The organism is Gracilibacillus marinus, assembly GCF_042651725.1.
GTDB lineage: Bacteria > Bacillota > Bacilli > Bacillales > Amphibacillaceae > Gracilibacillus > Gracilibacillus marinus.
The window spans coordinates 790,790-803,904 of the sequence record NZ_JBHSDV010000001.1 but is presented as its reverse complement, the minus strand read 5'-3'; the positions used below and the strand labels follow the sequence as shown (position 1 = coordinate 803,904).

At 32.9% G+C, this 13,115-nt stretch carries 12 protein-coding genes; 3 read left to right on the top strand and 9 right to left on the bottom strand.

Translation table 11 applies throughout. The features are described from left to right. The first annotated feature begins 62 nt into the window (after nt 1–62). The 3 genes from ACFOZ1_RS03480 (at nt 63) to ACFOZ1_RS03470 (ending at nt 1,830) form a co-directional block, all read left to right on the top strand. Nucleotides 63–464: a globin domain-containing protein gene (locus ACFOZ1_RS03480; RefSeq protein WP_390198045.1), complete on the top strand. Its 402-nt coding sequence runs from the start codon at nt 63–65 to the stop codon at nt 462–464. Next, entirely contained in the window at nt 461–1,357 is an 897-nt protein-coding gene (locus ACFOZ1_RS03475) for a ClpXP adapter SpxH family protein (protein WP_390195902.1), read from the top strand. Before ACFOZ1_RS03480 ends, ACFOZ1_RS03475 begins: the two co-directional genes overlap by 4 nt. A gap of 275 nt (nt 1,358–1,632) precedes the next feature. After that, nucleotides 1,633–1,830, top strand: coding sequence for a hypothetical protein (locus tag ACFOZ1_RS03470; protein ID WP_390195899.1), 198 nt, complete (start codon nt 1,633–1,635; stop codon nt 1,828–1,830). A gap of 578 nt (nt 1,831–2,408) precedes the next feature. On the opposite strand, the gene pepF is transcribed toward ACFOZ1_RS03470, so the two are convergent. The 9 genes from pepF to ACFOZ1_RS03425 form a co-directional block, all read right to left on the bottom strand. Further along, a complete protein-coding gene (gene pepF / locus ACFOZ1_RS03465; RefSeq protein ID WP_390195897.1) occupies nt 2,409–4,238 on the bottom strand; it encodes an oligoendopeptidase F in 1,830 nt (609 codons plus the stop codon). Between the two features lie 55 nt (nt 4,239–4,293). Further along, the gene (locus ACFOZ1_RS03460) at nt 4,294–5,382 is read right to left on the bottom strand and encodes a competence protein CoiA (protein WP_390195894.1); all 1,089 of its coding nucleotides are present in this window, start codon (nt 5,380–5,382) and stop codon (nt 4,294–4,296) included. Nucleotides 5,383–5,431: 49 nt separating this feature from the next. After that, nucleotides 5,432–6,826 carry an MDR family MFS transporter gene (locus ACFOZ1_RS03455; protein WP_390195891.1) on the bottom strand — a complete coding sequence of 465 codons (1,395 nt, stop codon included), beginning with the start codon at nt 6,824–6,826 and terminating at the stop codon, nt 5,432–5,434. A gap of 257 nt (nt 6,827–7,083) precedes the next feature. Further along, nucleotides 7,084–7,767 (bottom strand): adaptor protein MecA, encoded by a 684-nt coding sequence (mecA, locus tag ACFOZ1_RS03450; RefSeq protein ID WP_390195888.1) that lies wholly within the window; start codon nt 7,765–7,767, stop codon nt 7,084–7,086. 430 nt (nt 7,768–8,197) lie between these two features. Further along, nucleotides 8,198–8,593, bottom strand: coding sequence for a transcriptional regulator SpxA (gene spxA, locus ACFOZ1_RS03445; protein WP_390195885.1), 396 nt, complete (start codon nt 8,591–8,593; stop codon nt 8,198–8,200). Nucleotides 8,594–8,806: 213 nt separating this feature from the next. Further along, nucleotides 8,807–9,406 (bottom strand): GNAT family N-acetyltransferase, encoded by a 600-nt coding sequence (locus ACFOZ1_RS03440; protein ID WP_390195882.1) that lies wholly within the window; start codon nt 9,404–9,406, stop codon nt 8,807–8,809. 294 nt (nt 9,407–9,700) lie between these two features. Beyond that, on the bottom strand, nt 9,701–10,918 hold the full coding sequence (locus ACFOZ1_RS03435) for a putative glycoside hydrolase (protein WP_390195879.1): 1,218 nt from the start codon (nt 10,916–10,918) through the stop codon (nt 9,701–9,703). A 223-nt stretch (nt 10,919–11,141) separates the two neighbouring features. Further along, on the bottom strand, nt 11,142–12,059 hold the full coding sequence (locus ACFOZ1_RS03430; RefSeq protein WP_390195877.1) for an ABC transporter ATP-binding protein: 918 nt from the start codon (nt 12,057–12,059) through the stop codon (nt 11,142–11,144). Next, the gene (locus tag ACFOZ1_RS03425; RefSeq protein WP_390195874.1) at nt 12,056–13,102 is read right to left on the bottom strand and encodes an ABC transporter ATP-binding protein; all 1,047 of its coding nucleotides are present in this window, start codon (nt 13,100–13,102) and stop codon (nt 12,056–12,058) included. Before ACFOZ1_RS03425 ends, ACFOZ1_RS03430 begins: the two co-directional genes overlap by 4 nt. Between the last annotated feature and the right edge of the window lie 13 nt (nt 13,103–13,115).

Sequence of the window (13,115 nt, the reverse complement as noted above, 5' to 3'; positions counted from 1 at the left end):
CATAAATTGTTAAGAGTATTACATGTTTTACCCATAATACGTGGATGAAAGGTTTGGAAGAAATGAAAGAAGCAGGATCTATTTATGAAGCTATTGGTGGACAAGAAAAAATCAATCAATTGGTAGAAGCATTTTATAGCAGGGTAAGTAAACATCCAGATTTAATCCCTATTTTCCCAAATGATTTCACAGAAGTAGCTCGTAAACAAAAGCAATTTTTAACACAATTTTTTGGTGGACCACCGTTATATATACAAGAACATGGACATCCAATGATGAGAAAAAGACATTTACGCTTTCCTATCACTCCTACAAGAAGAGATGCTTGGCTTTCTTGTATGGAAGGCGCATTAGATGAAGCAATGATTGAAGAACCAATTAGGAGTGTCATGTTCGAACGACTAGCACTCACAGCCAATCACATGATGAATACACCTGACGAAGAGAAAGGAGAATCAATGTGAATTGGAATTCTACAGGGTCTTGGCAACCTCAAGATCGTAATCATACGACACAATTTCGATTTATTGATGTGTTAAAAAAACCTGTTGAAATATATGTATTTGTTGATCCACTTTGTCCGGAATGTTGGTCATTAGAACCATATTTAAAGAAGTTATCTGTAGAATACGGTAGATTTTTTACGATTCGAACAGTTTTAAGTGGTCAATTAACAAATTTAAACAAAGACAAATTTGAACGTCCTCGTAAATTAAAAGATATTTGGGAAAAGACAGCGAATCGCACAGGAATGTGTTGTGACGGAGATATTTGGTTAGAGAATCCAATTAGTGAACCGAAACTTACATCTATTGCTATAAAAGCTGCTGAATTACAAGGTAAAAAAGCGGGGAAAAAATTCCTTCGAAAGGTACAAGAACTTGCTTTTCTTGAAAAAAAGGATATCTCTAGCGAATCAATCTTATTAGAGTGTGCGGAGTCGTTGCATTTAGATGTTGATGAATTTCATCAAGATTTGCATTCGCAATCTGCTAAAAATGCATTACAATGTGACTTAAAAATAACGAAAGAAATGGATGTAGAATACATTCCGACAATGGTTTTCTTTAATGAATCAGATGAAGCAGAAGGGATAAAAATATCTGGTATATACCCGTATGATATTTACGTGAAAGTATTAAAGCAAATGTTGCAAAGAGACCCATTACCTGCAAAAAATCCTGCTTTAATTGACTTTTTATCACACTATGAATTTGTAGCAACAAAAGAAATTGCTGTAGTATTTGATTGGTCTATTGAAAAGACAGAACGAGAAATGAAAAAATTATTATTAAAGCAAGTTGTGGAAAAAGTTCCAGTTAAGTATGGATCTTTCTGGCGATATAGCCAATCTTAACTATTTCATGCCATTATTTTTCAATATTACTAAGCAATAAAAAAATCCATGTTTCGCACATGGATTTTTTTATATCTATTACTAGATAAGGGATGGGAGAAAGTTTAGGTCAAACAAAGGGGTTTTGTTTGTAAACATTTCATACTTATACTATAGCAAGCATTTTTTATTTTTACAACACATATGTTCAACAATTCACAAAAGTGTCACACTTCTATTCTTCTCTCTTTATGCATAATGTAATACTAATTCATTACGTTATGGAGTGATGTCAGATGCGTATCGTTTGGACCATTTTGATAGTGTTTGCAATTGTATTAAATCTATTCGGGTTGATGCGTTTTATCCCTCTTTATTTCACAGCTCCATTATTATTTATTGTTTTTTATTTAGCAATCTATTACTCCTATGGGCGAAAAACATTTAAAGGATATAAAAAAAATGTCACCTTTCCATCTATAAGAAATCGATAATAAGTAATTATTTGATTGTTGGATGTGAATGTAAAATTAGGACAAAAAAATTCTTTAATTACACAAATCCAAATGATTCGAAAGTTATTTACCGAATCATTTGGGTTTTGTTTATTTTAGATATTTCTGTTTGGTTACTTTGGGATTTTATTTGTTTTTTGCAACTGCTTCAGCTATGATTTTGTTTTTAGAGTACGTATCATTATAAACAATATAAGCTCCTATTTGTAACAATCTAAAATATATTCACTTGCAAACATTGTAGAACTTCACCTGAGCGGGGTATACGTACATCATTCATTTTACAATTAATAATTAGAGTGGTGTCGTATCATCCCTTTATTACGAAACAATAAATGTGGCATCATTCGTATTTTGTGCGGTGGACAGACATGTGTATGCACCTATTTCATTATAGTGTGATGCGTTACGCGAATGTACGTTCTACACACACTATACAATATGCTACAAGATATGTATAGCTATTTCAAGTAACTTTACATTAAGTTTACACGTACATTATGCTGAATTACATAAATAAGAAGTCGAGTGTAATATTCGACTTCTTATTTTCTGGATTAATTCATATTTAATTCTTCCAGCAACTGTTCCATCTCTGTTAGTTTGTCCTCAAATACTTTTAACGCATTGATAACAGGTGTCTTTTCTGTCATATCCACTCCTGCACGTTTTAGTACTTCAATAGGATAATCACTACTTCCAGCACTTAAATAATCAATATAGCGTTTTACAGCAGGTTCTTTTTCATTTAAAATTTGATTCGCAAGTGATTGTGCACACGCGTAGCCTGTAGCATATTGATAGACATAGTAATTGTAGTAAAAATGAGGGATTCTAGCCCATTCTAGACCTATTTCTTCATCTATGACTAAATCTTCACCAAAATATTTTTTATTTAATTCATAATACATAGTTGTTAGGCTCTCTGCAGTTAATGCTTCTCCGTCTTGAGCATGTGTATGAATCATATGTTCAAATTCTGCAAACATTGTTTGTCTAAATACAGTTCCTCTAAAACCTTCTAAAAAGTGATTTAGTAAATATAACTTTTCTTTTTTATCTGTTGTTTTTTCCACAAGATACTCATTTAATAATGCTTCATTGCATGTAGATGCTACTTCTGCCACGAAAATAGAGTAATTACCATAACGATATGGTTGGTTTTCATGTGTATAATAACTGTGCATAGAATGACCTAATTCATGTGCAAGAGTAAATAAATTATTTAAATTATCTTGCCAATTCATTAAAATATACGGATTTGTAGAATAAGAACCTGACGAATATGCGCCACTTCTTTTACCTTTGTTTTCTTCTACATCAATCCATCTATCTGTAAAAGCTTTTTTCATAATAGATAAATAATCTTCACCTAAAGGTTTTAATGCTTCTAACACCGTTTCTTGTGCTTTCTCATAACTAAATTTCATATCAATATCATTAACGAGTGGTGTATATAAATCATACATGTGCAATTCATCTAAATTCATCACTTTCTTACGTAAGGCAATATATCTTTGAAGTAAGGGTAATCCATCATGTATTGCTTCAATTAAATTATCATAAACGGACTCTGGAATATTGTGTTGATTTAATGCCGCATGACGCGCAGAATTGTACTGACGTATTTTCGCATAAAAATTATCCTTTTTTACAGTTCCTTGCAATGTAGACGCAAATGTATTCTTAAAGTTTCCAAATGTTTGATACATTGCTTTAAAAGCATCTTGACGAACACGACGATCTTTTGATTCGAGAAAATTAATATATCTGCCGTGTGTTAAATCCACTTCCTCTCCATTCTCATCTTTTATGCTAGGGAATGTCAGATCAGCATTATTTAACATACCGAAAGTTTGCGATGCATTATCAGTCACTTCTGAAGCTTCTGCTAATAAAGCTTCTTCTTTCTCTGAAAGCACATGTGGACGCTTTCGATTGATTTCATCCAATGTATGTTTGTACAAGTGTAATGGTTCGTATTGTTTCACAAACTCAGTTAGCTTGTCTTCTTCTAATTGTAAAATCTCAGGCACAATAAAACTCATAACACTAGACGCTTGTGTAATTAAATTCTCTGCCTTACTATTCATTGCTTGGTAAAAAGCATTTGTCGTATCTTGATCGTATCTCATATGTGCATATGTATATAGTGTACTTAAACGATCAGATACTTCATCCTGTAATTGAAATAATTCAAATAATTTCTGAGCTGATTGACTTAATTGACCTTGAAAGGAAGAGAAACCAGATAACAATTCCTTTACATCTTGCCATTCCTTATCCCACAATTCATCTGTTGCAAAAATATCTTCTAATTTCCATGTAAGTTCTTCAGGTATCTCTGTTCGTAATGGTAATGATTTTTGATTTTTGGCCAATCTCATTTCCTCCTTTGGTATCTTTTGTCTACTTCTTTATTATAACTTACAATCAGCATAATCATACAGTCACACGAATTACTTCATACATATTTTGTCCATTACTTCTTAAAATACCTATACGCTCAAGTAATTGAAAATATTCCGCAATGGGATGGTTATAGAAGGAGAGTAAAGGAAATTCAGATGGGTTGATAAGGTGTGTGCGTAGTAGATGTTCTGCTTCATTTAGTGTGAACTTTTTCTTTTTTACTATTAGTTGAATATATAAGCGGCTTTGCCAGACCCATGGGGGTAGTTTGAAGTACATTTGATTGGCTATTGGTAGATGCGTATAGTATGGGAGTGTGTGGACAGAGAAATGATTCAAGTACAACCATTGTCTAAATGCCGTTTCCACTCTGTTGTGAAAAGGCACAGGCCTATTTCTCCAATTAGATAATTCATATTTCCAGGCTTTGACTAATTGACCTTTGTTCAGTTGTTTAACTGTGAATAATTCTTTCCATGTAGCTTCTTGTAATGGATAGATTGTCATATTTGCAATGACGTTAGATGCGGATAAATAATGAATGTCTCGATAAAGAAGAAATAATTTTTGTTTACTACAATAATAATAGAGAGTATGTGGGAAATTTTCATGGAATTGGTGAATATAAGTAGCATCTAACTTAGAAATTCTTAATTGATTGTTACTAATTCGCTTTATTCTGTTGCCACCTAATATCCATATTGGAATAATGTTAATTGCTCTATATTGATTGGATCGTTTGATCATTTCTTTTGTCGAAATTGTTGCACATTGATATTCAATTGCAATTGTTTTAGATCCTAATTTCACCAATAAATCAGGTCTTTGTTTGATTTCTTTTAAATACACTTCTAACATCACTGGTATCTTTTGATTACGGAACCACTCAAACAAATCCATTTTACCATTCTCATGATATGCCCCTTCTCCACTATGACAACAAGCCGTTTTTGTTTGATGTGCAAAATGAGGAATGACTTTTTCACCCGCCTTTATAATTACTTCATCTTTACACTCTGGACAATAAAAAGATTCCTGTTGTTTCAATTGGCTAATCTCTTGCTTGGTTAAGCGAAATAAAGCTATTTTTGATCCGTCTGCTAACTCTGCTTGTAACAAAAAAATCACCTCCATATCATTAATTCGACATGAAGGTGATTTTTCCTGCTTAATTAGATAATTTTCCTGGTATCGAGTTTTTAATATAGAATGCTAAAATAAAACCACAGATTGCAATAACACCCGCAACAAAGAAGGATATATTCACACCGTGTAGCATTCCTTCTACTCCATTATTTGGTTCGGCTTGATTCAACATAATGGAAACAAGCAGCGCAGTTCCTAAAGCTCCTGCCATTTGTCTCATTGTATTATTCATAGCAGTGCCATGCGAAATCATTTTGTTTGGTAATTGATTTAATCCTGCTGTAGTCACTGGCATCATTACCATCGCAATCCCGAACATCCGAACTGCATTCACGAGAGTTAAGTATAAAAAGGTTGTCTCCGTTGTAAGAAAAGAGAACATAAATGTTGTAATGACAACAAGCCCTAAACCAATTATTGCCAACCATTTCCCACCGAATCGATCAAATAATCTACCTGTAATTGGGTTCATTAATCCCATTAGAATTGCACCTGGCAATAGCATGAGACCAGATTCAAATGCACTAAATCCTAAATAATCTTGCATCATTATTGGCAATATAATTGCTCCACCAATCATAGAGAAAAAAGAAACCATTCCGATAATTGTTGTTAATGTAAACATTTTGTATTGAAAAATTCTAAATTCAAGTATTGGCTGAGACAATTGATACTGTCTCTTAATAAATAAAAATAATGTGATTGCTCCAATAAGTAATGGAATATACACAAGTGGACTTGTCCAACCATGATTCACGTCACCTGCAATACTAAAACCATACAATAATCCACCGAAACCGAGTGTGGATAAGATAATGGATAGAATATCAAGTTTAGGATTCGTCTTTTTCGTTACATTTTTTAAGATTTTATATGCAACAACGATATCAATAATTGCAATTGGCAAAACAACATAGAACAAACTTCTCCACGGAAAATGTTCTACTAAATACCCAGATAATGTAGGTCCTATTGCTGGTGCAAATGCAATGACTAGACCAAACATTCCCATTGCAGATCCTCTTTTGTCAATCGGGAAAATAAGAAACATAATTGTTTGCATTAATGGCATCATTATCCCTGCACCGCTCGCTTGTAATACTCGACCAATTAACAATACATAAAAACCTGGGGCAATTGCACAAACAAGTGTACCTAAAGCAAAACTACCCATTGCTGTTAGAAATAATGCACGCGTAGAGAATTTTCCAATTAAGAAAGCGGTTATTGGTATCATAATCCCATTTACTAGCATAAAAATAGATTGAAGCCATTGCGCTAAACTCGGTTCAATCTGCAAATCTGAATAAATATGAGGTAATGCTGTACCAAGTAGTGTCTGATTTAAAATAGCAACAAAAGCACCAGAAATAAGTACAGCCATTAATGGTATTCGATTTATTTTTTCTTCGGTCATAACTTTGATTCCTTTCTGTCATACTTTATGTTACGTCATTCTTTTGCTTTTTATTCCATCATCACTTCTCTATAGTAACACAAAATATTTCGTAACCCGAAATATTTGTATAAAAAAGGTGAATTAAAAAATGGTGTAACTTCTTATATCTTACTGGGTGTGAAAATAAGTAGAATTTCTTGATGTGGACATTGGACACATTCAAACCCTCCCACTACAAAAAGGAAAAACTAGGTATTTCGTGGAGAAATACCTAGTTAACAATTAAAATGTTCTTTCATTTGAGTTAATGCCTCTTCTTCAAAAATGACTTTTCCATATTCCTCTACAATAAACATTGTCTCACTTGATTCATTACCAAATTCTAAAATTTGGCTAATCAAGTCTTCTTGTTCATCATCAGATAAATATTCCTCATCAAAGCGTGTAATTAACATATATTTATTTTTATAATGATATAAAGACTCCCCCATGCCTGCTACTGGTTCAAATACATGGCTTAATTGGATAATATCTTCTAAATCATTAAAACTAACAACAACAACAAAATCATGTCCATAATGATCTTCTACTTCAGGTTCGTTTTTATGCAATGGACCAAATTTCTCTTCCAATAATGACTCAATTTTGTCATCAACTGGCATATCTACTGTTTTACCTGACTCTGTTGGTAATTTTAGATTTTGACCATCTTTTGAAAGTTGAGCCTTTGTTACAATAATTTCTAGTCCTTTTTCTAATGCCTGTACTTGGATCCATAATGGCCCGTCTATTTGAAATTCTTCTTCATTATAATTTACTTCATCCATCACTTGCCAAAACAACTGTTCACTTTTCTCACGGTTATACCAAATCTCTTCTCGATCAAATCCTCGATCTTCGATATCCATATAAGAAATATAAAATTTAATCGTGTTCTCATTTATTCTTTCAATTTCCATTACATAACTCTCCCTTCTTATTAAGGTAGTTGGGTTGGAAGGGAATTGCATTATTTATATCTAAACCCTTTTGTTCTCATACCCTACATCAATGATTTACAACAAAATAGTTAAGTTGTTATTTCTATTGTATGACATTCATGGCTTATTTGAAAACATAAAATCTTAAAATAGGTATTTAATTTTCAAATGATTTGTAATATAAAGTTGTATTTATTGATTGTAGCTTATTCTATACAATTTGTCATTTAATATCTTATGATAAAATATAAAAAGCAGATCTATTTATACAGATCTGCTTTATCAATAATTATCGTACTTTTGATTACGATAATTTCTAGCCACGGCCATGTTCTACTCATTAGCGTATACTATTGCATCGCTATATATAACTTCGCATGAAATCAACTATATTCACATACTAATTCAGCTAATTAACCATTCGCTGTGCTTCACGAAGTTGGAATGTTCTTACAGTACGTGGTAAGAATCTTCTGATTTCATCTTCGTTATAACCAACTTGAAGTCTTTTCTCATCTAATATAATAGGTCTTCTAAGTAAACCAGGATTGTCTTGAATTAATTGAAACAAATCTTTCAATGGTAATTGATCAAGATTTACGTTAAGTTTTTGAAAAACTTTTGAACGAGTAGAAATAATCTCATCCGTACCATCCTCAGTCATTCGCAATATTTCTTTAATTTCATCAAGCGATAATGGTTCTGAGAAAATGTTGCGTTCACGAAATGCAATATTATGTTCCTCTAACCACGCTTTCGCTTTCCGGCAAGATGTACAACTTGGCGAGGTATAAAGTGTTACCATGTAACTTCACTCCTCAAATGGATTTAATTTATAATGCAGATGTTTTCTATTACATCCTTTATTACATTAAAATTAGTATAATCTACTAACTATGTACTAAGTATACTACAACTTACAAGGGAATGATAGAGTATTACGTGATTTTATTCACTTTTTCCACATTCTTTACTTATATTGTAGTATTCCCTCTCTAACCTTTAATAAACATAAAGTTTACTTATTTTTTTTAAAGGTTTCATTTAAAGTTTTAAAAATATCATCTACTTCTCTTTCTTCGCCATATGTTAACACTTCATCAACGGGTTCATATGCTTTTCCATACACTTCCGTATCTTTATATGTGTGAATATCCTCATACATTCTCTTCATTTGTTCGTAAATCTGTTCTTCATTTTCGCCTGTTGGAGACCAATATAGTATTTCAAGTGTATTTGCTTCATTTGTTGCTAATGACTTTCTTGTATATCCAATCGAAAGTGCATGTTTGAACCCTTCTCTTTGATAAAATCGTAAACGTTTGGTCGAATCTGTATCCTTATAATCATATGGTTCCACTTCTAAAATAATTGGTTTGCTTTTACTTTTTAATTTTTCAAATAATTGGTGTCCGATTCCTTGCCCTCTTGATTCTGTAGAAACATAAACATAATCAACAAAAATAAATGTTGGAAATTCGGCATACATTAACACATGATGTGGGCCTTCGTCTTTGTAATACACATCGCCTTTTTCCTTTAATAATAATTCCATATGTTCTCTTGATTTCATTTCTTCTACTGGAAAGTATTGATTCAATTTCTCGTACCAGGTCAAAAAAAGCCCTCCCGACTAAAATTCTACATTCTATTCTTCTCTATTATCGTCATTACTATTCCCTATCTTAATAAAAGCTAAACGTAAATGATACCAAAAGCTAAAAGTGACCGCTTAGAAACGTAGCAACTGGAGTGAATTCATCAAAATAAAGGAATCACGATGAGCTTGCGAATCGATGATGACTTATTGTAGATGAATTAACGAAGTTGCCTAGTTTCTGGTCACTTGTGCTGGATGAACCAAAAGCTAAAAGTGACCGGTAGAAACATGAAAACCCCACAATGTGTGAGGTTAATCAAGTGGTGTATAATCTACACCTTCTGTATACGTATTTCCTGCATTCCAAATTAAAAATTCTTTAATTCCATTCTCATTTAATGCTTTTATTTGAGCTTCCACTTCACTTTTTCCATATTGGAATGTATTTCCGCTATATAACCAAGGTGCTTCAAAGTCTTGAATCCAAGGTCTTGAAACTGGTTTTGAATCCAAATTACCTAATACTTCATTCTCTACTTTTGCATATTCTGTTACTAATCGATATGGTTCCTTATCTGGAAAGTCAATACCGAAGTAAGATGTCCAATGACTTGGATAGATCATCGATGAAATCACATCTACGTTTGATGAGATTTTCGAAAAATTCTGTCCTATTCCTGGCGCTTCTTCGATTGTTGCAGCATATCCGAATATATCTACAGACACATCTACATCATAATGTGCTAATTCATCTTTTGCGTATGCAACGAAATCAGTGACTGCATCTACTCTTCGTTTGACATCGCCTAATTCTGAGTCTTTGTAATCTCCAAGGTCGTATGTTAATTCTTTGTCTCGCTTTTCAAAGCCCTCAGGGAATCGTACGTAATCAAATTGAATTTCTTGAAATCCCAATTCTGCAGCCATTTTTGCAATTTCTACATTATATTCCCAAACTTCTTTCTTAAATGGACTAACAAAAGATTCATTTCTACTATTTGCCCATACTTCTCCATTTTCTGTGAATGATAAATCAGGTCTTTTATTAGCTAACTCAGAATCTTTAAAAACAACTACGCGTGCAATTGGGTATATATTCTTTTCTTCTAACTTCTCAAGCAATTTACGCGCATCCTTTATGTAATTTAAAGAGATATCAGCGTACGGAGAATTTTCATCAACTTTGAATGTTAGATTTCCATGATCCTCTTTTACATCAATCACCATTGCATTTAAATCTGTTTTCTCGATTAATTGCAAGAGACTACCCATTTTGCTTCCACCAGCAGAAGGGCCTGTAACATATATGCCTCGAACCGCATCAGGATATGTAAACTGTAATCCAGATTGAAAAGTAAATCTAGCAAAACTTTTAGGAATTGTAAATTTTTCTAGATTTGATTGCTTTGTCACATGATGCTCCGCTTTTAATGAATCATTAGATTCCTCTGCATTCAAATGAATGGGTATCCACCCGACTAAAATCATAATCATGAAAACTTTTGTAATTTTCCTGTTGACTTTCTGCATTTTACCAAACTCCTAGTATTTTTTTGACTTCTATTATTTATTATATAGAAAATACTGTACAATTTGTGAGGAAAAGAGAAATTTGTATTATTTTTTTCTTTTTTGTCAGTTTATCTTAGAGAAACCAAGTTGTTATAATGATATGAATCCATTTAAAAAAAGTGCATTCATATATGTAAAGAACTGGTGTAATTCTAATTACACCAGTTCTTCCATTAGTTAATTATTTAATTAGTTGTTTGTACTCTTCTTCTGTGCACAATACCCAGTGACCTTCTTTAACTTCTCTTAGTTCCGAATTTGTCGGATCATATTGATCTTTGTCAAAAATAATTCGTTTTCGATTTCGTTCATAATCAGGATCTGGAACTGGAATTGCTGATAATAACGATTTTGTATATGCATGAAGTGGATTATGATACAACTCATCACTATCAGCTAATTCCACAATTTTCCCTGCAAACATTACAGCAATTCGATCACTTATATATTTAACCATCGATAAATCGTGGGCAATAAACAAATACGTTAAACCACGCTCTTCTTGTAATTCTTTTAATAAATTTACTACTTGCGCTTGAATCGATACATCTAATGCAGATATCGGCTCATCCGCAATAATAAACTCCGGATCTACTGCCAATGCTCTAGCAATCCCAATTCTTTGGCGTTGTCCACCACTGAATTCATGTGGATATCTAGAAGCATGTTCTTTATTCAACCCAACTGTTTCTAACAATTCATGCACTCTGTTAGTTTTTTCAGCATCATTTTTAACTAATCCATGAATTTCTATCCCTTCAGCAATAATATCTTTTACTGTCATTCTTGGATTTAATGAAGCATATGGATCTTGAAAAATCATTTGCATTTGTCGATTAAATGCTTTCAGTTCTTTTTTGGACTTCGTTCTGTGTACATCTGTACCATTAAAAATGACATCTCCACTCGTTGCATTGTATAAACGAATAATCGTACGACCTGTTGTAGATTTACCACATCCAGACTCACCCACTAATCCAAATGTTTCTCCTCTATATATATCAAAACTAATCCCGTCAACTGCTTTTATTACACTTTTATTATCAGTTTTAAAGTGTTGCTTTAATTCTCTTACTTCCAATAATTTTTCTCTTGTCATGATTGTTCTCTCCCCTCAGCAGCAATACCTTTCATTCGTCTTTTCACAGCTTGTGGAGGTTCGATTTTTGGTGCATCTTCATGTAACAACCATGTAGCAGCATAATGTGTATCTGATACTTTGAATAACGGTGGTTCTTCCTCAAAATCAACAGCTAATGCATATTCATTTCTTGCAGCAAATGCATCCCCTTTAGGTGGATGTATTAAATCAGGTGGCGTACCTGGAATTGCAACCAATTTCTCATCTGCACTATCTACTGTTGGCATTGATCCTAATAATCCCCATGTATATGGATGTTTAGGATTATAAAATACTTCATCAACCGTTCCTACTTCTACAATTTTTCCTGCATACATGACAGCAACACGATCAGCAATATTTGCAACTACACCTAAATCATGTGTAATAAAAATAATCGATGTGCCCATTTTTGCTTGAATGTCTTTCATTAATTCAATAATTTGTGCTTGAATTGTTACATCTAAGGCAGTTGTTGGTTCATCAGCGATTAGTACTTGTGGATTACATGCTAATGCGATTGCTATAACAACACGCTGTCTCATCCCACCTGAGAACTGGTGTGGATATTGATTGATTCTTTTTTGAGGCTCTGGAATACCAACAAGTTCTAGTAATTCAAGTGCTCTCTTTGTTGCAGCTTGTTTACTTAGTTTTTGATGGAGAATTAACCCTTCCATTATTTGTTTGCCTATTTTCATTGTTGGATTTAATGATGTCATTGGATCTTGAAAAATCATCGACATCTCTTTTCCTCTTACCTTTTGCATTTCTTTATCTGATAATTGTACTAAGTCTTTTCCATTAAATAAAATTTCACCTTGGGGAATCCTCCCTGCCGGTTTTGCAACGAGACCCATTAATGCTTTTGTTGTAACAGATTTACCCGAACCTGATTCTCCAACAATTGCTAATGTTTCTCCTTTCTTTAATGAAAAGTTCACTCCTCTAACAGCCTGTACACTTCCACCATACGTATCAAACGTCACATGTAAATTCTTCACATCTAAAATAGTTTCCATTTTTGCCACCTCA

What these genes read in the sequence shown, in the direction of transcription:
- ACFOZ1_RS03480 (WP_390198045.1), top strand. Translation starts at nt 63, where the DNA reads ATGAAAGAAGCAGGATCTATTTATGAAGCTATTGGTGGACAAGAAAAA.
- ACFOZ1_RS03470 (WP_390195899.1), top strand. Translation starts at nt 1,633, where the DNA reads ATGCGTATCGTTTGGACCATTTTGATAGTGTTTGCAATTGTATTAAAT.
- pepF (WP_390195897.1), bottom strand. Translation starts at nt 4,238, where the DNA reads ATGAGATTGGCCAAAAATCAAAAATCATTACCATTACGAACAGAGATA.
- ACFOZ1_RS03455 (WP_390195891.1), bottom strand. Translation starts at nt 6,826, where the DNA reads ATGACCGAAGAAAAAATAAATCGAATACCATTAATGGCTGTACTTATT.
- mecA (WP_390195888.1), bottom strand. Translation starts at nt 7,767, where the DNA reads ATGGAAATTGAAAGAATAAATGAGAACACGATTAAATTTTATATTTCT.
- spxA (WP_390195885.1), bottom strand. Translation starts at nt 8,593, where the DNA reads ATGGTAACACTTTATACCTCGCCAAGTTGTACATCTTGCCGGAAAGCG.
- ACFOZ1_RS03435 (WP_390195879.1), bottom strand. Translation starts at nt 10,918, where the DNA reads ATGCAGAAAGTCAACAGGAAAATTACAAAAGTTTTCATGATTATGATT.
- ACFOZ1_RS03430 (WP_390195877.1), bottom strand. Translation starts at nt 12,059, where the DNA reads ATGACAAGAGAAAAATTATTGGAAGTAAGAGAATTAAAGCAACACTTT.
- ACFOZ1_RS03425 (WP_390195874.1), bottom strand. Translation starts at nt 13,102, where the DNA reads ATGGAAACTATTTTAGATGTGAAGAATTTACATGTGACGTTTGATACG.